This window comes from Wenyingzhuangia aestuarii, from assembly GCF_011927765.1.
Taxonomy (GTDB): domain Bacteria; phylum Bacteroidota; class Bacteroidia; order Flavobacteriales; family Flavobacteriaceae; genus Wenyingzhuangia; species Wenyingzhuangia aestuarii.
The window spans coordinates 74,121-95,163 of sequence record NZ_JAATJG010000009.1; the positions used below are offsets into that span (position 1 = coordinate 74,121).

The window sequence follows — 21,043 nt, forward strand, 5'->3', positions numbered from 1 at the left end:
AAGATGGTAGAAACATTAAAAAGAATTTTTATAAAAGGTGGAGTAATTACACCTAACGAATTAAAACAAGTTATTTACCTAGCCAAAGCCCTAAACTTAGATAGTATTAGCTTTGGTTCTAGACAAGATATTTTATTGCCTGTTAAAGAAAATCAAGAGCATTTATTAAAAACATATTTTCCTCAGTTTAAACAAGATGTTGAAGAAAATCATAAATTTCAAAACATTGTATCATCCTACGTTTGTGCCGATGTTTTTTCGCAAACACCTTGGTTAAGCGCTACTACATATTTGTATTTGCACGAAGAATTTAAATACAGTCCGTGTTTAAAAATAAACTTGGTAGATCCACAGCAAAATTTAGTACCTATTTACAACGGACAATTAAATTTTATAGCTTCTAAAAATGAAGATTATTGGTATTTAAATTTAAATCTGCCAGGTTGGAACAAAAACACATCTTATCCTGTTTTGGTATACACTTGGAATATTTCTAAAGTTGCCAAAGCCATAGAAGATGAGTATAAAAACTTTGACAACATTCAAGATTTATACAATCGTGTAAACGAATTGGTAGACTCTAACAACAAAGTAATTACAACACCTTTAACCATTCCATTTAGACCTTTTCCTTATTACGAGGGAATGAACAAAATGGGAATTAGTCAATATTGGTTGGGATTGTATTGGAGAAACAACAAATACGATATTAAATTCTTAGAAGAATTTTGTGATTTCTGTATGGATTATAAAATCAGTAGAATTTGTATTACTCCTTGGAAATCTTTTATTGTAAAAGGAATAGAAAAGGATTATAAATTTATGTTGGAAAAATTCTTAGGTCAACGAGGAATTAATGTTCGTCATTCCTCTTTAGAATTAAACTGGCACTTACCTGTAAACGATGCAAATGCTTTAAAACTAAAACGTTTTATTGTAAAATCTTTTGATCAAAATGATATTAGCACTTATGGTTTAACCATTGGTTATCATGAAAGAAGTGAACATCCTCAGTATTTTACCTCTATGATTATAGAGAAAAACCCATCACCTAAAATGGCCAATGAGTTTGAAACTATAAGCTCATACAACGTTTTATACTGTAAAAACTTTGATCCAAACACAGGAGAATACATTCAGTACGCTCAAAATGTAGAAGAAATAGAACTACCCGGTTTGTTAATGAAATTGAGTCAATTATACTTTGAACAATTAGATACCAATTCGGAAAATGTAGCAAAACCCAAAGAGAATAAAGATACTGGAATTGGTCAAGACAAAATCCATCAATGTAAAAACTGTATGACGGTTTATGATGAAGAGTTAGGTGATGTAGAAGCAAATATTACAGCAGGAACTTCTTTTGATGAATTGCCATCGGACTATGTTTGTAATTTATGCGAAGCTCCTAAAAAAGATTTTATAGAAGTGGTACTTCAAGAATAAATCCTAATTTTAGTCTCTTATTTACAACATATGGACAGCAATTACATGGTAAGCATACAAGAAGCAATTGAACTAGTAAATACCCACACAAATGTTGGTACAACCACCAGTGAATCGCTTTTAAATGCTTTGGATTTATTTTTAGCAAAAGACACTTTTTCTACCATCAACATGCCACCATTCAACCAATCTGCAATGGATGGTTATGCGGTTTTGTATGATGAACAACATCAGAACAATTTTGTTTTGGTTGATGAAATTAAAGCAGGAGATAATAACAAGAGAACGTTAGAAGTTGGTCAAGCGGTAAGAATTTTTACAGGAGCTCCTACTCCCACCAATGCAAATGCTGTAATTATGCAAGAAAACACAGCAGTTGCTGATGGAATTCTTACTATAGAAGACACGCTAACCAACAATAAAAACATTCGTTTAGCCGGAGAACAAATCAAAAAAGAAGAATTGGCATTAGCTACAGGCTCTAAATTAAATCCTGCTGCTATTGGTTTTTTAGCAACTTTAGGAATTACCAGTGTAGAGGTTTATCAAAAACCAAGCATTACTATTGTGGTAACTGGAAACGAATTAGCCGAGGCAGGAAAACCTTTAGACTTTGGTCAGATTTACGAAAGCAATGCTATTATGTTGCAATCTGCTTTGCTTAAAAAAGGGTTTAACAACATTACCATTTTAAAAGTTAAAGACAATTACCAAGCCACCAAAGAAAGTTTACATACAGCTATTAACCAAAGTGATTTTGTGTTGATTTCTGGAGGAATTTCTGTTGGAGATTATGATTTTGTAGGCAAAGCCCTTTTAGAACTAAACACCCAACAATTGTTTTATAAAATAAAGCAAAAACCAGGAAAACCGTTGTTTTATGGTAAAAATGGAAATACCAATATTTTTGCTTTGCCAGGAAATCCAGCATCTGCCTTAACCTGTTTTTACATTTATATAGAGGCTGCTTTGCAACAATTTATAGGAAATCCTAATTACAAAAAACAAACCATAAGCTTAAGTCTAAAAGACGAATACATCAAAAAAGGAATTAGAGGAGAGTTTTTAAAAGCAACTGCAACAGGAAAAGAAGTTAGTATTCTAGGTAGTCAGAGTTCTGCCATGCTAAATACTTTTGCCAATGCAAATGCTTTAATTTACTTAGATGAGGGTGTAGGAACTATTCAGAAAAACACAACAGTTACCACATACATTATTGATTAAATACAAATTGTTATGCAAAAAAACATTACCGGAATAATTCTAGCAGGAGGAAAAAGCTCAAGAATGGGTACCGACAAAGGAACTATATTACTTAATGACATAACATTTACTCAGCACATTATTAACAACCTTGCTCCTATTGTTGATGAAATTATTATTGTGAGTGACAATGAAAACTACGATCAGTTTGGAGTAAAAAGAATTCCAGACAACGTAAAAAATTACGGTCCGGTAGCAGCTGTTTACACCGGATTAAAAGCAAGTAAAACCGCCTATAGCATTATTGTTAGTTGCGATTCTCCTAAAGTAGATTTGGATGTTTTTAAACCTCTGTTAGCACACAGAAACAACAAATACGATATTGTTCAATACATTTGCAATTCTAGAACCACTCCCTTAACAGCATTGTATAACAGAAAATGTTTGGGAATTTTTAAACTAGCTTTAAAAAATAAAATTCAGAAATTACGTTTTGTAATTAAACAATTGGACGACAAAACAATTCCTGCTCCTGATGAAATTAAGGACAAAATTGTAAACATCAATACTCCAAAAGATTTAGAAAGATACAACATATGCTAATTACTATTAAATATTTTGGAATGCTTACAGAGCTTACCAAACAACATCAAGAAACACTAAACACTCCTGATGCTGTTATGACTATCCAAGATTTAGAATTGCTTATTACAGCTAAATATCCTGCATTAAAAAACACAACTTATAACATTGCTCAAAATCAAAAAATAGGCAATAAACAACAACAATTAAACAACGGAGATGAACTTGCTTTTTTACCTCCATTTGCAGGAGGTTGATTATATTTGTTGTTCAATCTTAACAAAAGACGGAGTCGTATGAAGAAAAAAAATGTATTTGTAGAAGGAGCTATCACCCCAGATTTTATTGCAAACTCAATAGCAAAACACCAAACCAAAACCACCATTGGTGCTCATGATATTTTTTTAGGTCAGGTAAGAGCCGATGAAATTGATGGAAAAACGGTTGCCGCTATAGAATACACTGCTTACGAAGAAATGGCCAACACTAAGTTTGATGAAATTAGAGAAGCTACTTTTGAAAAGTTCGATTTAACTTGTATGCATATCTATCACAGTTTAGGTACTGTAAAAGCAGGTGAAATTTGCTTATTTGTATTTGTATCATCACCTAGAAGAAAGCAAGCAATTAAAGCCTTAGAACATTTAGTAGAAGTTATAAAAGCGGAAAGCCCTATTTTTGGCAAAGAAATTTTTGAAGACGAAACACATCAGTGGAAAGTAAACTCTTGATGTTGAGATGTTGATTTGTTTAATTGTTTATTATGTATCTATTTTCATTTGAAAAGTTAAATGTTTGGAACGACTCCAAAGAGTTGGTTAAGGAAATATACAAAACAACAAATGGTTTTCCAGAATCAGAAAAATACGGATTGACATCACAATTAAGAAGAGCTTCTATTTCTGTTCCATCAAACATAGCAGAAGGTAGTTCTAGAAAAACATCAAAAGACCAAGCTCATTTTACTACATTAGCTTATAGTTCTTTAATGGAAGTTTTAAATCAAATTATTATTGCTTACGAATTGGTATATATAAATAATCAAACATATCAAAATCTCCGTTCTCAAATAGAAATGATTTCAAACAAATTAAATGCTTTACGTAACACTCAATTAAACAAATAAACAACCCTACGAATCAACACTCCATGGTAGACATCACACATAAAAGTAATACTCTTAGAACTGCAACAGCCCAAGCAATTGTAATTGTTAGCAAACAAGAAACCATTGATGCCATTCTAAACAAAACCGTTCCTAAAGGAGATGTGTTTGAAATGAGTCGTGCAGCAGGTTTGTTAGGAATTAAACAAACTCCGTATTTATTACCCGATTGTCATCCGTTACCTATAGAATTTACAGGGGTAGAATATCAAATAAATGGTTTAGAAATTACCGTTTTAATGACCGTTAAAACCATCTATAAAACAGGAGTAGAAGTAGAAGCTATGCACGGTGCTAGCGTTGTTGCTTTAAACATGTACGACATGTTAAAACCTATTGACAAACACGTGGAAATAGGAAGCATTAAACTCTTAGAAAAAAGAGGAGGTAAATCTACATTTCACAAAAAGAATGGAAAAGGCTTAAAGGCATCTGTAATTGTTTGTTCTGACACTATTTCTGCGGGAACTAAAGAAGACAAGGCAGGTAAAGCAATTATTAAAAAACTAAACGAATGTGAAGTGAGTATTGGTGAATACACCATTATTCCTGATGAAAAAGATATTATTCAAGAAAAAGCTATCAGTAATAGTCAAAAAGATTTTGACTTGATAATTTATACTGGTGGTACAGGTTTATCTAAAAGAGATGTAACTCCAGAAGCTTTACTTCCTTTACTAGAAAGAAGAATTCCTGGAATAGAAGAAACCATTAGAAACTACGGACAACAAAGAACTCCGTACGCAATGCTATCTAGAAGTGTAGCAGGTATTATTAACAACACTTTGGTAATTGCCTTACCTGGTTCTACCAAAGGAGCAGAAGAATCTATGGAAGCTATTTTCCCTGCAATTTTACACATTTACGGTGTGCTAAAGGGAGAAAGACATTAATCAATAATTGACAAAAAGGTCTTTGAGCAAAGTAGAGAAGTAATCCATAAAACAACAAATCTTATCAGTACAACCAACAACATATTAGTAGATTCGTTTCACAGAGAACACACCTATTTACGTATTTCTATTACAGAAAGATGTAATTTTAGATGTACTTACTGCATGCCTGCAGAAGGAATACCGTTGTCTCCCAAAAAACACATCATGACCTATGATGAAATCTATACCGTTGCTAAAAAGTTTGTAGACTTAGGAGTTACTAAAATCCGAATTACAGGAGGAGAACCCTTGGTTAGAAAAGATGTAGAAGTTGTTTTAAGAAAATTAGCTACGTTACCCGTAGAATTATCTATTACCACTAACGGAGTTTTAATTGATAAATACATCGATGTTTTTAAAGAATGTAATCTTAAAAAAATCAACATCAGTATTGATTCTTTAAGCCCTACTAAATTTAACTCCATCACCCGAAGAAAAGATTTTCAAAAGGTTCTAGACAATATTCAGCTATTTACCAATGATGATTTTTTTAAAGTAAAACTGAATTGTGTATTAATGAAAGGAACCAATGATGATGAAATTATTGATTTTATAGACTACACCAAACACCACAATTTAAATTTACGTTTTATTGAATTTATGCCTTTTGACGGAAACAAATGGGATTTAGACAAACTAGTATCTTTAGAAACTATTACCCAAACGGCAATTCAACATTTTGGAACAGATAATGTTGTTAAATTACAAGATGCTCCAAACGACACTTCTAAAAACTATCAAATTAAGGGAGCTGTGGGTAGTTTTGCCATTATAAGCACCGTTACCAATCCGTTTTGCGACAGTTGTAACAGAATTAGACTAACCGCCAACGGAATGCTTAAAAACTGTTTATTCTCTGGTGGAGAAACCAACTTGCTAGAAAGTCTTAGAGCAGGTGATGATATTGAAAAACCCATAAATATTGCCATTCAATCTAAAAAGAAGGTACGTGGCGGAATGGACACTCAAGATAAGTTTACTTCAGAAAACTTACGTTTAGACAATCGTAGCATGATTGCTATTGGTGGTTAGAGAATCTATCTTTTTTTAGCATTTTGAGATTCCTTTTTTTATACTTTTATAAAAAATAATTTGAATGAATGCTATTAGCAATTTCTTAGATATTAACGTGCTTTCTTTTGGAGAACACACCATTAAGATTTACAATCTTTTACTAGCCTTATTAATCTTTATTTTTACCAAAATAATTTTATGGTTGGTTGCTAAACTTATTAGAAAAAGAAACACACTTAACAACACTAACACCAACACTTATGCTATGATTCAGATAAGTGCTTACTTTTTCTGGACAGTAGCTGTGGTTTTTATGTTGGAAAGTTTAAGTATAGATGTAAAACTAATTTTAGCAGGTTCTGCAGCCTTATTAGTAGGTATTGGTTTAGGATTGCAACAAACTTTTAATGATTTTATATCTGGACTAATTCTTTTGTTTGAAGGAACTACCAAAGTGGGTGATATTTTAGAAATTGATGGAGATATCGTTAGAATTCAGGAAATTGGTTTAAGAACTTCTAAAACTATCAATCGTTTTGATATTTCTGTGATTATTCCCAATTCCTTAATCACTACAAATAAAGTAATCAACTGGAGTCATCACGAAACAAAAACCTTGTTTACCGTAAAGGTAGGAGTTGCCTACGGATCTGACGTAGATTTGGTTATTAACACCCTAAAAGATTGTGCCAACAACCATCCGGAAATTATTAAAAACGATCAAACAGATGTTCGCTTTTCTGACTTTGGAGCCTCCTCTTTAGACTTTACCTTATTGTTTTACACCCGAAATATTTTTGCTGCAGAAAGAATAAAAAGCGATATTAGAATAAATATTGCCAAAGCTTTTAACCAAAACAATATTACTGTTCCTTTTAACCAATTAGATATTCACGTTAAAAAAGAAGCTTAATGAAAAACAACTTTTTAAACAGCACTTCTTTAATCAACTACTCTAAAGAGACTTATAGCTGTAATCCTATTGCCGCTATTGAGGACATTAATTTCGAGAGTAAAGACAAGTCCATATCATGGTTAAACACCTACGGAACTTATCACACCAAAGAATTTAAACAGATTATTTCTTCTACTTATTTAGATGATTTTTTACTAAAACTAATTAGTAATGACAAACATCCAAACAAAGTTCTAGAATTAGACAATGTTGTTTTTATTGCCATTAAAGTATTAAAAACAGAAACCGAAAACTTTGATACGGAACAGATGTTCTTTATTCTAACTCCTCATTATCTATGGAGTATTCAAGAAAAAAAAGGAGACTATTTTGAATGGATTAGAGAGCGTATTAGAGAAAACAAAGGGATTGTAAAATCTAAAAAAACAGACTACTTACTTTTCTTGCTACTAGAATCTATTATAGACAATTACGAAGACACTTATGATGAGATTTCTGCATCTATGACAACGCTTAACGAAACTAGCGATGTAAAACCAACTCCTGAGTTTACTCAGAACGTAGAAAAAGAAAAGAACACTCTTATTACGTTTAAAAGAGCTGCAAATAGCTTAAGAGATATTATTTCTAAACTAGAAAAAGTAGAGCAACAAAAAATTAACAAAAAGTTTTATAGCGAACTACATACACAGGTAAATAATCTTGTGAATACTATTGATTTTGACTTACAAGAATTAGAAAGTAAAATTAATATGATTTTTAGTATTCAGGGACATCGATTAAATGAGGTGATGAAAACCTTAACTATTTTTTCGGTAATTTTTATTCCGCTAACCTTTTTGGCAGGTATTTATGGAATGAATTTTAAAAACATTCCAGAATTACAAACAGAATATGGCTACTTTGTATTACTTGGAGTTATGGTAATAGTCACCTTAATTTCTGTATACTTATTTAAAAAGAAAAAGTGGTTTTAACAATTTTCTAAAATCACTTTACAAACTCTAGCCAAATTATCTTCTGTTAATAACGAACCACTTGGTAAACACAAACCTCTCTCAAACAAATCATCACTTACCCCGTTTTTATAAAAGGAACATTCGTTATATATGGTTTGTTGATGCATCGGTTTCCACAAAGATCTACTTTCTATATGCTCACTAGCCAAAGCCAATCTTACCTTTTCTTTTAAAGAGTTAGACGGAAATAACACACATGTTAACCAGTAATTACTTTCTGTATTTACATGAGGTTCTAAAAACACAAGCTCTTTTTTCTCTAAAGCCTTTTTATAATATTGATGATTCTTTTTTCTAGCAATCAAAAACTCAGGCAACAATTCTAACTGTGCCACACCAATAGCCGCTAGCACATTACTTAAACCGTAATTATATCCTATTTGATTGTGTTGATAATCGGGAGTATTCTCTTTAGCTTGTCTAGACAAATACCTAGCCTCTTGTATATATTTTTGATGATTAGACACCAACATTCCTCCCCCCGAAGTCGTTATTATTTTATTTCCATTAAAAGAATACACTCCCACATCTCCAAAAGTTCCTACTGCCTGCTGTTTAAAACTTGCTCCCAATGCAGATGCTGCATCTTCTAAAACTAAAATATTGTACTTCTTTGTAATGGCTAAAATTTCATCAACCTTAGCAGGAGTTCCATAGCCATGTACCAACACCAAAGCTTTGGGTTTTTCTCCTTTTTTAGTTTCTTCCACAATAGCTTGCTCTAACAAAACCGGACAAATATTCCAAGTATCCACCTCTGCATCTATTAATACAGGAATTGCTCCCAAATACGTAACAGGATTCACAGAAGCTACAAACGTAAAACTAGAACACAATACCTTATCTCCCTTTTTAACTCCCAAAACTTGTAATCCTAAATGAATAGCTGCTGTTGCAGAATTTAAAGCTACAGCATTAGACACTTCTACCAAATTCGCTAACTTCAATTCAAATTCATCCAGCATGGGTCCCATGGGAGCTATCCAATTACTTTGAAATACAGACTGCACCAAATCTTGCTCATTTCCCCTTAAATCTGGAGGTGATAAATATATTTTCTCTTTCAAGTAGTAGGTTTTTAGCTAAGGTAACAAAAAAGCAAATGTGATGATAAACACAGTTTAATTTTAAAAGCAATCCTAGTAATTATTTGTTAAAATCTAATTAATTTGCCAAACTAATTATTAAAACTAAACTATGGCTACAGAAAACACCAGTCTAATGCATTCTGCAAGAAAATCTTTAGAAAACAAATGGGGAATTGCTATTGGAACTTTTCTTATTTACACTATTATTATATCTATAGGATCTTATGCTGCTATTATAATTACAGGTCCTTTTGCTTTAGGACTTGCCTTTTTCTCTTTAAATTTATCTAGAAATAAGGAAGTTAAAATTGAACAAATTTTTGATGGGTTTAAAAGATTTACTGATGGACTAATTGCTTATTTATTAATTCTATTGTATGTTCTTTTATGGACTTTATTATTTATAATACCTGGTATTATTAAAGCTTTTTCATACTCTATGACTTTTTTTATTATGGTTGATGAACCCAACTTAAGCCCGCAAGAAGCAATGGCAAAAAGTCAAGAAATGATGGATGGTTACAAAATGAAATACTTTAGACTTACTTTGCGTTTTATGGGTTGGTCTTTACTATGTATGTTAACTTTTGGAATTGGATTTTTATGGTTAATTCCATACATGTATGTTACCAACGCTAAGTTTTATGAAGATTTAAAAACAGACCCTCTTCAAGAAATTGGAATTGAAATTAATCACTAAACTAAAACACGATATAACTAAAAAGCCCATCAACTATTTGATGGGCTTTTTTATGTTAACTGTCTACTATTCTTAAAACTAATCGTACACTTCTCCAGATAACGACCTAATAATACTTTCATCAGACCTTAATTTAGTCAACAAAATGGCCATATCTACCAAGTAGTCTTTTTTAGAATATTTAAATATTTTTTCTTGAGAATACTTTGCTCGCTTGTAATTAGTTAAGAATTTTTTTCTCCATGCCACTTCATAAGAATGTAACAAAGTCAAATCTTTTTTAGCTAAAGCTTCTATAATTGCTTTACTTGCCATAATAGCAGCTTCAAAAATAAATTTGTATCCCTCACCAACAATAGGATTTACCTGTGAAACACTATCACCTACACACACCAAGTTTTGTTGTACAAATTTTTCTAACACAGGAGTAATAGGTAAACTTCCTCCCTCTACGGTTTCGTTATCTTTTTCTACCAAAGATTGAATCAACGGAAGTTCCAAAATATCATTCAATCTATGCTTTAATTCCTTAGCTACCTGATTATCAAAAGTTCCAAAACCTAAAATAGCTCTTCCATTTTGCAAAGGAAAAATCCATCCATAACCTCCTTGGTATTGTTTTCCCACAAACAAATGTCCCTGACTAGGATTTCCTTTGTATTTAACATTATACTCTACTCCTGTTCCTAACAATACACTTTTAGGCATAAGCCCTACTTGCTTGCTAATTACCCCAACAGTACCAGAGGCATCTACAATAATTTTTCCTGTATAATTATTTCCGTTTTTATCTAAAACCTGTGTAATCTGCCCTGAAGCATCTTTAATAATTTCTTTAATATGTACTCCTGTTTTAAAGTTTACATAGTTAGAATCAATACTATTTATTAACTCTTCATGCAATTTAGATTTATCTAAAATGTACCCATTCCCTTTAATGGTTCTAGTAAAATATCTAGAATACAGTACTGCAGTTTCCATTTTTTGAGCAACTACATAGTCTGTTAACTGATACCTGTCTAAGTCTATAAAACTCCCTAGCGTACTAAAAGAAAAACTTAGTAAATCTTTTTTACGATCTAACAGTAAGGTCTTTAGTCCAGATTTACCTAATTCTCTAGCAAGCATTAAACCAGCTGTACCTGCACCAACTATTAAAACATCATAATTATCCATAACAAAAATTATATTTCAAACATAGTTATTTTATGGAACTTAATAAACTAAAAAAACAGGCTAGTGTTAAAAAACTATGAATCTTAATTCTATAAAATACTTTTTAAAAAACAAAACCCGAGTCTTAGGACTCGGGTTTAAAATTATTGCTACTATAAATGAAAAACAATTAAGGATTTGTTGACCAAATACCTGCATCTTTCACAAAAACTCTTCTATTTAATTTTAATTGAGCTACAATTAACTCTGCAATATCTTCTGGTTGCATAACCGTTTCTGGGTTACCATCCGTTAAATTCATGTCTTTAGCCATATCTGTAGCTGTAGTACTTGGTGTTAATGCAGTTACTCTAATGTTATATTTTCTAACTTCCTGCATTAAAGACTCTGTTAATCCTAACACTCCAAATTTTGAAGCACTATATGCGCTTGTAACCGCAGCACCACGTAAACCTGCAGTAGATGAAATATTAATAATATCTCCTGATTTTCTTTCAATCATTTGAGGTAAAAAAGTTCTAGTTACATAGTAAGTTCCCATTAAATTTACCTGAATTATTTTCTCCCAGTCTTTAATTTCTAACTCCATAAACTTTCCAAACCCACCAACACCTGCATTGTTTATTAAAATATCAATCGTATCAAACTTGGTAAAGACGGTTCCTGATGCCTTGTTTACTTCTTCTAACGAAGATACATCAGCTACTGCTGTGACTACTTTTACTCCTAAAGCAGATACTTCTTTAGCCACCTCTAACAAATCTTTTTCAGTTCTAGCTAACAAAGCTACATTTACACCTTCTGCTGCCAATGCCAATGCTATTGCTTTTCCTATTCCTTTTCCTGCTCCTGTAATTAGTGCATTTTTTCCTTTTAATTGAATCATTGCTTGTATTTTTTGTATTATTTTCTACCTCTAAAATAAGAGGTAATTTTTAGTTACTACATAAACTAATGTTAGGAATCTGCTAACATTAGCTCTTTTAAATTTATGACAAAAAAAATCCCAAACTAAAATTAGTTTGGGATTTTTTTTAAGCTTCTAATGCTTGTTTGATATCTGCTATAATATCATCTATATGTTCTAATCCTAAAGAACAACGCACCATTCCATCAGTAATTCCCACAGCTTTTTTAACCTCTGGCTCTACCTTTGCATGTGTTGTACTTGCAGGATGTGTTACAATGGTTCTTGTATCTCCTAAATTGGCAGATAAAGAACACATTTTAATATTATCAAAAAAGTTTCTTCCTCCATCTACACCACCTTCTACTTCAAAAGCAACAATGGTACCTCCTAATTTCATTTGCTTGATGGCAATTTCGTATTGAGGATGCGATTTTAAAAACGGATATTTTACCCATTTTACTTTAGGATGACTTTCTAAAAATTCGGCCAATTTTAAAGCATTCTCACATTGTCTATCTGCTCTTACCGCTAATGTTTCTAAAGATTTAGACAACACCCAGGCATTAAATGCACTTAAAGCCGGACCTGTTAAACGTGAGAATAAATAAATTTCACGAATTAATTCTTTATTCCCTACTGTAATTCCTCCTAACACTCTTCCTTGTCCATCTATCAACTTTGTGGCTGAATGAATTACCAAATCTGCACCAAACTTAATTGGTTGTTGCAAATAAGGTGTAGCAAAACAATTGTCTATAATTAATAAAATTCCGTGCTTTTTGGCAATTTTACTCAACACCTCTAAATCTAACACATCTACACCTGGATTTGTTGGTGTTTCTGCATAAATAAATTTAGTAGTAGGCTGAATTAAGCTTTCTATTTTATCTACATCTTTTACATCAAAATAAGAACAATTGATATTCCATTTTGGAAAATATTTGGTAAACAAACCATGAGTAGCTCCAAAAACAGAACTACAAGAAACCACATGGTCTCCGGCACTTAACAAAGCTCCAAACGTAGAAAAAATAGCTGCCATTCCGCTTGCAAAAGCAAATCCAGCTTCTGCACCTTCCATTAAACAAATTTTATCTACAAACTCATTTACGTTCGGATTGCTATATCTACTATATAAATCGCGTTGTTTTTCTTCTGCAAAAGAAGCTCTCATTTCTTCTGCATCTTCAAATACAAATCCTGATGTTAAATACAACGGAACTGAATGTTCAGAAAACTGAGTAGTTTCACTCTGCGTACGAACCGCTAGGGTTTCGAAGTTTTTTTTATCGCTCATTTTATTCGCTTTAGTACAAAGTACCGAGTACTGAGTACATAATTTTACATTCTTTTTAAACTGACTACTTTGTACTTATTACTCAGTACTAACTTAAATTTACAACTCAAGTTCTGTCAATCGCATAATATCACCAAACACACCACGTGCTGTTACATCTGCTCCTGCTCCTGCTCCTTGAATTACTACGGGTTGTTCTCCATAAGATTCTGTATAAATCTCAAAAATAGAATCTGCTCCTTTTACTTGTCCTAAAGCAGAATCGTTAGGTACAGAAACTAATTTCACCTCTAAAACTCCTTTATCCGAAGCTAAATCTCCGTGTAAATCTCCAATATAACGCAATACGTGATTTGGTTTTTGATTGTCTTTGATCGCTTGATAAACAGGATCCAAATCTTCTAATTTATTTAAGAAAGATTGTGTATCTCCATCTCTTAAGTTTCCTGGAATTAAATTATGAATTTGCACATCGCTAAACTCATTTTCTAAGTCTAGTTCACGAGCTAAAATTAACAATTTACGACCTACATCATTCCCATTTAAATCTTCTCTAGGATCTGGCTCTGTAAACCCTTGGTCTGCTGCCTCTTTTAAGACTTCGCTAAATTTTACATCTTTAGCAGAAAAATTATTGAACAAATAACTTAATGTTCCAGAAAAAACTCCTTTAATTCTTGTGATATTTTCACCCGATGCATGCATCAACTTAATGGTATCAATTAAAGGTAAACCAGCTCCCACGTTAGTTTCGTACAAATACTGTTTTCTATTTTGTAATAATGAAAAACGCAACTCATTATAAAAATCTAACGATTTTGTATTTCCTATTTTATTAGAAGAAACTAAGTTAAATCCGCTTTCTATTAACGGAATATAATTCTCTGTCATTCCTGCACTTGCAGAATTATCAACAGCAATTAAATTTCCTAAATGATGCTCTTTGGCATATTTAACAACAGCATCTATTCCTTTATAAGGAACCCCATTTTCTTTTAAATCTTGTTTCCAAGTAGTAGCAATACCCTCTGCATTAAAGTGTACTTTTTTAGAATTTGCCACAGCAAACACGTTTAAATCAATACCTCTACGCTTTAAAATAGTTTCTTTACTTTCTAATATTTGTTTGATTAATGTTCCACCAACCAAACCAACTCCAAAAACAGCTACATTAATTTTTTTGGCAATTCCAAAAATCTCTCCATGCATTACATTTACTGCTTTTCTTAACTCTTTATTATCTATCACCAAACAAACGTTATTACCTGTAACCGTGTTGTTAATTAACAACGGTTTTATATTATTATTTACCAATGCTGTGTAACTAGTTTTAAAAGAACTTAATGAATTCCCTAAAATTGATACAACTGCTACTCCTCTTGTAATGGTAATCTTATTGATATCATTACTTAAAAAATCTAAATTAAATTCATTTCCTAAAGCATCTTTTGCTTTGTGAGCATCTCTACCACTCACCACAAAACTAATACCACGTTCTGATGATCCTTGAGAAATAATTCCCACACTTACATTTTCTCTTTGTAGTGCTGTAAACAAACGTGCATCAATACCAACTTTACCTAACAAACCACGACCTTCCAAACTTACCAAAGCCATGTTTTCTTGTACAGAAATTGCTCTAATTCCATTTTTAGAACTCATTTCTGCATTAATTAACGTTCCTGGACTTTCGGGCTCAAACGTATTTAAAATACGTAAAGAAATGTTCTTTTTAACCAAAGGTATAATCGCTTTAGCATCTAACACGTTATCTCCTAAATTGGCCAACTCATTTGCTTCATTAAAAGACAAATGATTTATTTTTTGTGCATTAGAAACCAATGATGGATTGGCTGTATAAATACCACTTACAATGGTATAATTTTCTAATTCTTCTGCATTTAAATAACCTGCAATTAAAGAAGCTGAATAATTACTACCGTTTAATCCTATTGTTGTAGTTTCTCCATCTAAGCTTGCTCCTACAAATCCTGTAACTACAGGTATTGTGTTTGAAAAATCAACCGTAGAAAAATACTTTTTAGCATTTTCTTCTGTAATTTCTTCTAATAATGTTGCCGCTCCATATACATTATCCGTTTTAAACAAACTTCTAGAATCTGTATACTGTGCATTTACTTTTTCGTTAGCCAACAAAGCGGTAATCATTTTACCACCTAATAACTCACCATAAGCAGTTACCAAGTCTTTTATTTTTGGGCTGTAATCTTCTAACAAATTTACTCCCTCAAATATTTTTTCTAAAAAGGTAAACTCCTCAGAAAAATCTATAGTAGGTAACGGCTCTAATTGATAGTTTTTAAAAGCTGTAAAAGCTTCTTGATATTCTTCTCCTTTTTTAGCTCGCTCTAATAACTCTAACAAATCATCTGTAGCAGTTCCTCTTGCAGAAACTACAATAACAACTTCTTCTTTATTTTGTATTTTTTTTAAAAGAATAGATATAACGCTTTTTATCCCTTCTCCGTTAGCTAATGATTTTGCTCCAAACTTTAATACTTTCATTTCTATAAGGTTTAAAAAACGTCTTTTAATAATTCTTTTAACTGTTCATCTTCTACCAAAAATCCATCGTGACCATGAATAGAAGTTATTTCTTTATATACTGACGAAACTCCCAATTGAGCTAACAAACTATGTGTTTCTCTATTTTCTTCTGGAACAAAAAAGAAATCTGAATCTATTCCTATCTGAATAATTTTAGCATTAATGGTTTTAGCAACCTCTTCAAAACTTCCTCTTCCTTCAGTAATATCTAGCGTACTTAACAAATGATTTACCATTTGATAAGCTTTTAACTCAAATCTTTGTTCTAATTTATAACCGTGATGCAACAACCAACTCTCTACGTTAGAAATTCCCAAAGCCTCATTCTGAGTCCTGTTAAATTTCTCTTTAAAAGAGGCTGCTGTTCGGTAAAACAACATAGCCATCATACGAGCATCGTGAACTGGTTTTTTTGAGTTCATTAAAATTTGCTCTTGCACTTTGTTATGTGCTAAAATCCAGTCGGTAGCTTTCCAATCCGATGCTATTGGAATTACATAATCTGCTAAATTTGGAAACAACACTGCCATTTCCCAAGCAATACCACCACCTAAAGATCCTGCTAGAATAGCATGTAATTTGGTAATTTCTAAATCTTCTAACAGCAAACCAAATAACCGAGCAATATCTCTTGCTGTAAAGCTTTTTACATCCTCAATTAAATTTTCTGGTTTATTGTCGTACCCATTTCCAGGAATGTTAATAGAAATAATAGTGTACTTATCTGTATCTACTAAATTTCCTTTAGACACAATTCCTTTCCACCAACCGGTGTGCTCCCCTGCCACGTCAGAGTTTCCAGTTAATGCATGATTTACCAACACAATAGGAGCTGTGTGCAATGGTTGTCCAAAAACTTCGTAAGAAAGTTCTAAACTAGCATAATACACACCTACCAAGGTAGTGTAATCTTTTAGGGTTCTATGTTGTAAACTTTTGTTCAATGTCTTAAAATCATTTAAAACTCAACCATCTCTATTCTATACAAATGTAGAATGAAATTGTGTAGTGTTTGTAAGTTATCGTGATTTTGTAAGAGAATTGCTCTTGGGTTATCTATCCAACTTCTGTTGGTAGAACGTAGCACCTTCTTTTTAAGAATTTTAGTCTTTCGCTAAAAAGGGTTGCTAAGGCTTCAACGGGTCTATTCCCTCTACCTTTCATGATAACATACTTCAATACATAATGAGCTGATGCAAATCTATAAATTATATTATAGATAACCAATTTAATTTATAGGCGATTACAACGACCTATTATAAAATGATTTCTAAAATTATTTAGCATCATTTTTGTATGGTACCTTTTAACCGAGTTATTAAAACAAATCATCATCATGAAATATATTACCGTTCTTCTTTTATCCTTACCTCTTTTGCTTAGTTATTCTTGCAAAACAAAAGAAGCTAAACCACTACAAGTTATAGATTATCAACAAAACATTTCTACTGCAGAAAAAATCATCAACAATGCCATTGCTACCCATGGAGGCAACTTATACGATGATGCTTCTTACGCTTTTACTTTTAGAGGTGATGAATACACTTTTACCAACAATAATGGGGCTTATAAATATACCGTCACTAAAAATAATGGTGCTATAAAAACAGTAGATGTTTTAGAAAATGGAAAATTTACACGTTACCAACAAAACAAAAAAGTAAACTTATCTAATACAGAAATTAAAAGATACACGGGAGCTTTAAATTCAGTAATCTATTTTACATTATTACCTTATAAATTAAATGATGCTTCTGTAAACAAAACAGACAAAGGATTAGTTACTATTAAAAACAAAGAATACAACGTAATTCAGGTTACGTTTGACCAAGAAGGAGGTGGAGAAGATTATCAGGATATTTTCTATTATTGGACCAATACCCACACCAACACTGTTGATTATATTGCTTACAAATATGATGTAAATGGTGGTGGAATACGTTTTAGGAGTGCTTACAACCAAAGAAATGTAGATGGAATTTTATTTCAAGACTATGTGAACTACAAAGTTCCTAAAAACCTTAATTTATCGGAAATTCCTAAATTGTACGAGAACGATAAACTTGAAGAAGTTTCTAAAATAGAACTAGAAAACATTGTTCATTTACCTAAGTAAAAAACTAAAAAAAGCTCGTTTTTGATAAATCAAAAACGAGCTTTTTAAACTGCAATATCTTAGTATAATTATAAAGTAGCAAAAGCGTTTGCTAAATCTAATTTTAAATCTTCAATATTTTCTAATCCTACAGACAAACGAATTAAATCTTGAGTAACTCCCGCTCCAGCTTGCTGATCAACAGTTAATTGTTGGTGTGTAGTACTTGCTGGGTGAATAATTAAAGATTTTGTATCTCCAATATTTGCTAATAAAGAAAAAACTTTGGTTGCATCTGTTACTTTCTTAGCTGCTTCAAAACCACCTTTTAAACCAAAAGTTAACAAACCACTTTGTCCGTTTGGTAAATATTTTTTAGCTAAGTCGTGATATTTACTACTCTTTAATCCTGGATAATTTACCCACGTAACCTCTTCTCTAGACTCTAACCATTCTGCCAACTCTAATGCATTTGCACTGTGCTGCTTAATTCTTACCGGTAAAGTTTCTAATCCTTGAATAATGTTAAATGCATTGGTAGGACTTAAAGCTCCACCAAAATCACGTAATCCTTCTAAAATTAATTTAAAAGTAAATGCTGCTGCTCCTAAAGCATCGTGATACACCAATCCGTGGTATCCTGCAGATGGTTCTGTAAACTCAGGGAATTTTCCATTGGCCCAGTTAAAAGTTCCAGCATCAACAATAGCTCCTCCTAAAGAATTTCCTTGTCCACCAATATATTTTGTTAAGGAATGGATAACTAAATTAGCTCCGTGTTTAATTGGATTTAACAAAGCTGGTGATGCTACTGTGTTATCCACAATAAAAGGTACCTCTGCTGCTTTTGCTTGTTCAGCAATTGCCTCTAAGTCTAACACATCTAATTTTGGATTCCCTAAAGATTCTACAAAAAAGGCACGTGTATTATCTTGTACAGCTGCTTTAAATTCTTCGGGATTAGATGCATCTACAAACGTAGTTGTAATTCCCAATCTTGGCAAAGTAACATTTAACAACGTATAAGTTCCTCCGTATAAACTACTAGAAGCCACAATATGATCTCCTGCTCTTAACAAAGTCATCAATCCTGTTGCAATTGCAGAGGTTCCAGAAGCAAAAACTACCGCTCCAACTCCACCTTCTACAGCCGCTAAACGCTCTTGTAAAACTTGGTTAGTAGGATTATTTAATCGAGTGTAAATAAATCCTAATTCTTTTAATCCAAATAAATTGGCAGCATGTTCTGTATTATTAAATACATATGATGATGTTTGATAAATAGGTACAGCTCTTGTTCCTTGTGTGTTTGTCACATCGTGTCCTGCATGTAAAGCAGCGGTCTCTAGTCTTTGAATATCCATAATATATTTTTAAATAATTTCTAATTCCGTAGTTAGCAAATATATAAAAATCTGTTTTCCTTAAGGGGTTATTAAAAATCAATAAAAATAAAGATGCGATAAAAGGTTCTATATGGTTTCTTTTTTATAATTTTGTCGTCACTAAAGGGGAAAGATTTGAACTGATTGCCACCTCTTTTACAATTCTAATTGTAAGAAATAAAGAGCTAAAGCAGTAATTTTCTACTCCTTTAGCCGACCAAGGCAATCAGCACAATAAATATAAATTAATAAACACAAATAGATATGTCATATTTATTTACATCGGAGTCTGTTTCAGAAGGACATCCAGATAAAATTGCAGATCAAATTTCTGATGCATTGATAGACCATTTTTTGGCTTATGATGCAGATTCTAAAGTAGCATGTGAAACTTTAGTAACTACAGGTCAGGTGGTATTGGCAGGAGAAGTAAAATCTAAAGCTTATTTAGATGTACAGCAAATTGCACGTGATACCATTAATAAAATAGGATATACCAAAGGAGAATATCAGTTTGATGGTAATTCTTGTGGAGTATTATCGGCTATTCACGAACAGTCTCAAGACATTAACCAAGGAGTTGATAGAGCTAGTAAAGAAGAACAAGGTGCAGGTGATCAAGGAATGATGTTTGGTTATGCAACTAACGAAACAGAAAACTATATGCCTTTGGCTTTAGAAATTTCTCATCGTTTGTTAAAAGAATTAGCTGCTTTACGTAGAGAATTAACCGACATTCCTTATTTACGTCCTGATGCAAAAGCACAAGTAACCTTACAATATTCTGATGACAACAAACCAGAACGTATTGAAGCGATTGTAGTTTCTACACAGCATGATGATTTTGGACCCGATGATGAAAGTATGTTAGCTAAAATTAAGGCTGATATTATTAACATATTAATTCCACGTGTAAAAGCTACTTTTAGCCAAGAAGTTCAAGCATTGTTTGGTGATGATATTAAATTTCACATTAACCCAACAGGTAAATTCGTAATTGGAGGACCTCATGGTGATGCTGGTTTAACAGGTCGTAAAATTATTGTAGATACTTATGGAGGTAAAGGTGCACATGGTGGTGGTGCTTTTTCTGGAAAAGATCCTAGTAAAGTAGACCGTTCTGCAGCTTATGCAACTCGTCATATTGCTAAAAACTTAGTGGCAGCAGGTGTTGCTACAGAAATTTTAGTACAGGTTTCTTACGCAATTGGTGTAGTAGAACCTATGGGAATTTTTGTAAATACTTACGGAACTAGCAAAGTAGATTTAACTGACGGACAAATTGCAGAAATAGTAACTTCTATTTTTGACATGAGACCTTTTGCTATTGAAACTAGATTAAAGTTACGTAATCCTATTTATACAGAAACAGCTGCTTACGGACACATGGGACGTGCCCCAGAAGTTAAAACTGTAGTTTTTGAATCTCCTTATGAAGGAAGAAAAGAAATTGAAGTAGAAACGTTTACTTGGGAAAAGTTAGACTACGTAGAAAAAGTAAAAGCAGCTTTTAAACTGTAATTCACTTTTCAAATCATATTAAA

General features: G+C 32.3%; 20 protein-coding genes and 1 riboswitch. Of the genes, 13 read left to right on the plus strand and 7 right to left on the minus strand.

The genetic code is table 11. The features are described from left to right. The first annotated feature begins 3 nt into the window (after positions 1–3). The 10 genes from GGR97_RS09825 (at position 4) to GGR97_RS09870 (ending at position 8,238) form a co-directional block, all read left to right on the plus strand. Complete coding sequence (locus GGR97_RS09825; RefSeq protein ID WP_167898343.1) at positions 4–1,446, plus strand: rubredoxin; 1,443 nt, start codon at positions 4–6, stop codon at positions 1,444–1,446. Between the two features lie 30 nt (positions 1,447–1,476). Next, a complete protein-coding gene (locus GGR97_RS09830) occupies positions 1,477–2,670 on the plus strand; it encodes a molybdopterin molybdotransferase MoeA (protein ID WP_245229489.1) in 1,194 nt (397 codons plus the stop codon). A gap of 12 nt (positions 2,671–2,682) precedes the next feature. Continuing rightward, positions 2,683–3,252, plus strand: coding sequence for a molybdenum cofactor guanylyltransferase (mobA, locus tag GGR97_RS09835; RefSeq protein WP_167898344.1), 570 nt, complete (start codon positions 2,683–2,685; stop codon positions 3,250–3,252). Continuing rightward, positions 3,246–3,488 (plus strand): MoaD/ThiS family protein, encoded by a 243-nt coding sequence (locus GGR97_RS09840; protein ID WP_167898345.1) that lies wholly within the window; start codon positions 3,246–3,248, stop codon positions 3,486–3,488. The genes mobA and GGR97_RS09840 overlap by 7 nt, the downstream gene beginning before the upstream one ends. A gap of 39 nt (positions 3,489–3,527) precedes the next feature. Continuing rightward, complete coding sequence (locus tag GGR97_RS09845; protein WP_167898346.1) at positions 3,528–3,962, plus strand: molybdenum cofactor biosynthesis protein MoaE; 435 nt, start codon at positions 3,528–3,530, stop codon at positions 3,960–3,962. 32 nt (positions 3,963–3,994) lie between these two features. Next, a complete protein-coding gene (locus GGR97_RS09850; RefSeq protein WP_167898347.1) occupies positions 3,995–4,357 on the plus strand; it encodes a four helix bundle protein in 363 nt (120 codons plus the stop codon). Between the two features lie 23 nt (positions 4,358–4,380). After that, positions 4,381–5,289 (plus strand): bifunctional molybdenum cofactor biosynthesis protein MoaC/MoaB, encoded by a 909-nt coding sequence (gene moaCB / locus GGR97_RS09855; RefSeq protein WP_167898348.1) that lies wholly within the window; start codon positions 4,381–4,383, stop codon positions 5,287–5,289. Between the two features lie 63 nt (positions 5,290–5,352). Continuing rightward, entirely contained in the window at positions 5,353–6,363 is a 1,011-nt protein-coding gene (gene moaA, locus GGR97_RS09860) for a GTP 3',8-cyclase MoaA (protein WP_167898426.1), read from the plus strand. Between the two features lie 64 nt (positions 6,364–6,427). Next, on the plus strand, positions 6,428–7,258 hold the full coding sequence (locus tag GGR97_RS09865; RefSeq protein WP_167898349.1) for a mechanosensitive ion channel family protein: 831 nt from the start codon (positions 6,428–6,430) through the stop codon (positions 7,256–7,258). Then, a complete protein-coding gene (locus GGR97_RS09870) occupies positions 7,258–8,238 on the plus strand; it encodes a magnesium and cobalt transport protein CorA (RefSeq protein WP_167898350.1) in 981 nt (326 codons plus the stop codon). Before GGR97_RS09865 ends, GGR97_RS09870 begins: the two co-directional genes overlap by 1 nt. Here GGR97_RS09870 and GGR97_RS09875 read toward each other — a convergent pair. Further along, on the minus strand, positions 8,235–9,347 hold the full coding sequence (locus GGR97_RS09875) for an aminotransferase class V-fold PLP-dependent enzyme (protein ID WP_167898351.1): 1,113 nt from the start codon (positions 9,345–9,347) through the stop codon (positions 8,235–8,237). The genes GGR97_RS09870 and GGR97_RS09875 overlap by 4 nt on opposite strands. A gap of 130 nt (positions 9,348–9,477) precedes the next feature. Between GGR97_RS09875 and GGR97_RS09880 the strand changes: the two genes are divergently transcribed. Continuing rightward, positions 9,478–10,068, plus strand: a complete 591-nt coding sequence (locus GGR97_RS09880) for a DUF975 family protein (protein ID WP_167898352.1) — start codon at positions 9,478–9,480, stop codon at positions 10,066–10,068. A 78-nt stretch (positions 10,069–10,146) separates the two neighbouring features. Here GGR97_RS09880 and GGR97_RS09885 read toward each other — a convergent pair whose 3' ends face one another. The 5 genes from GGR97_RS09885 to GGR97_RS09905 all read right to left on the minus strand — a co-directional run bounded on the left by GGR97_RS09885 (position 10,147) and on the right by GGR97_RS09905 (position 16,963). Further along, on the minus strand, positions 10,147–11,244 hold the full coding sequence (locus GGR97_RS09885) for an NAD(P)/FAD-dependent oxidoreductase (RefSeq protein WP_167898353.1): 1,098 nt from the start codon (positions 11,242–11,244) through the stop codon (positions 10,147–10,149). Positions 11,245–11,413: 169 nt separating this feature from the next. Next, positions 11,414–12,130, minus strand: a complete 717-nt coding sequence (locus tag GGR97_RS09890; RefSeq protein WP_167898354.1) for a 3-ketoacyl-ACP reductase — start codon at positions 12,128–12,130, stop codon at positions 11,414–11,416. 148 nt (positions 12,131–12,278) lie between these two features. After that, complete coding sequence (locus GGR97_RS09895; RefSeq protein ID WP_167898355.1) at positions 12,279–13,451, minus strand: trans-sulfuration enzyme family protein; 1,173 nt, start codon at positions 13,449–13,451, stop codon at positions 12,279–12,281. A 99-nt stretch (positions 13,452–13,550) separates the two neighbouring features. After that, entirely contained in the window at positions 13,551–15,977 is a 2,427-nt protein-coding gene (locus GGR97_RS09900; RefSeq protein WP_167898356.1) for an aspartate kinase, read from the minus strand. Positions 15,978–15,988: 11 nt separating this feature from the next. Continuing rightward, a complete protein-coding gene (locus GGR97_RS09905) occupies positions 15,989–16,963 on the minus strand; it encodes an alpha/beta fold hydrolase (protein WP_167898357.1) in 975 nt (324 codons plus the stop codon). 105 nt (positions 16,964–17,068) lie between these two features. Then, positions 17,069–17,191: riboswitch (SAM riboswitch) on the minus strand. A 164-nt stretch (positions 17,192–17,355) separates the two neighbouring features. Here GGR97_RS09905 and GGR97_RS09910 point away from each other — a divergent pair. Then, positions 17,356–18,135 carry a DUF6503 family protein gene (locus GGR97_RS09910; RefSeq protein ID WP_167898358.1) on the plus strand — a complete coding sequence of 260 codons (780 nt, stop codon included), beginning with the start codon at positions 17,356–17,358 and terminating at the stop codon, positions 18,133–18,135. A gap of 68 nt (positions 18,136–18,203) precedes the next feature. Here the strand turns inward: GGR97_RS09910 and GGR97_RS09915 are convergent, their stop codons facing one another. Further along, positions 18,204–19,478 carry an O-acetylhomoserine aminocarboxypropyltransferase/cysteine synthase family protein gene (locus GGR97_RS09915; RefSeq protein ID WP_167898359.1) on the minus strand — a complete coding sequence of 425 codons (1,275 nt, stop codon included), beginning with the start codon at positions 19,476–19,478 and terminating at the stop codon, positions 18,204–18,206. A gap of 285 nt (positions 19,479–19,763) precedes the next feature. Here GGR97_RS09915 and metK point away from each other — a divergent pair, with 285 nt between their 5' ends. Next, positions 19,764–21,020 (plus strand): methionine adenosyltransferase, encoded by a 1,257-nt coding sequence (metK, locus tag GGR97_RS09920; RefSeq protein WP_167898360.1) that lies wholly within the window; start codon positions 19,764–19,766, stop codon positions 21,018–21,020. Positions 21,021–21,043: the final 23 nt, after the last annotated feature.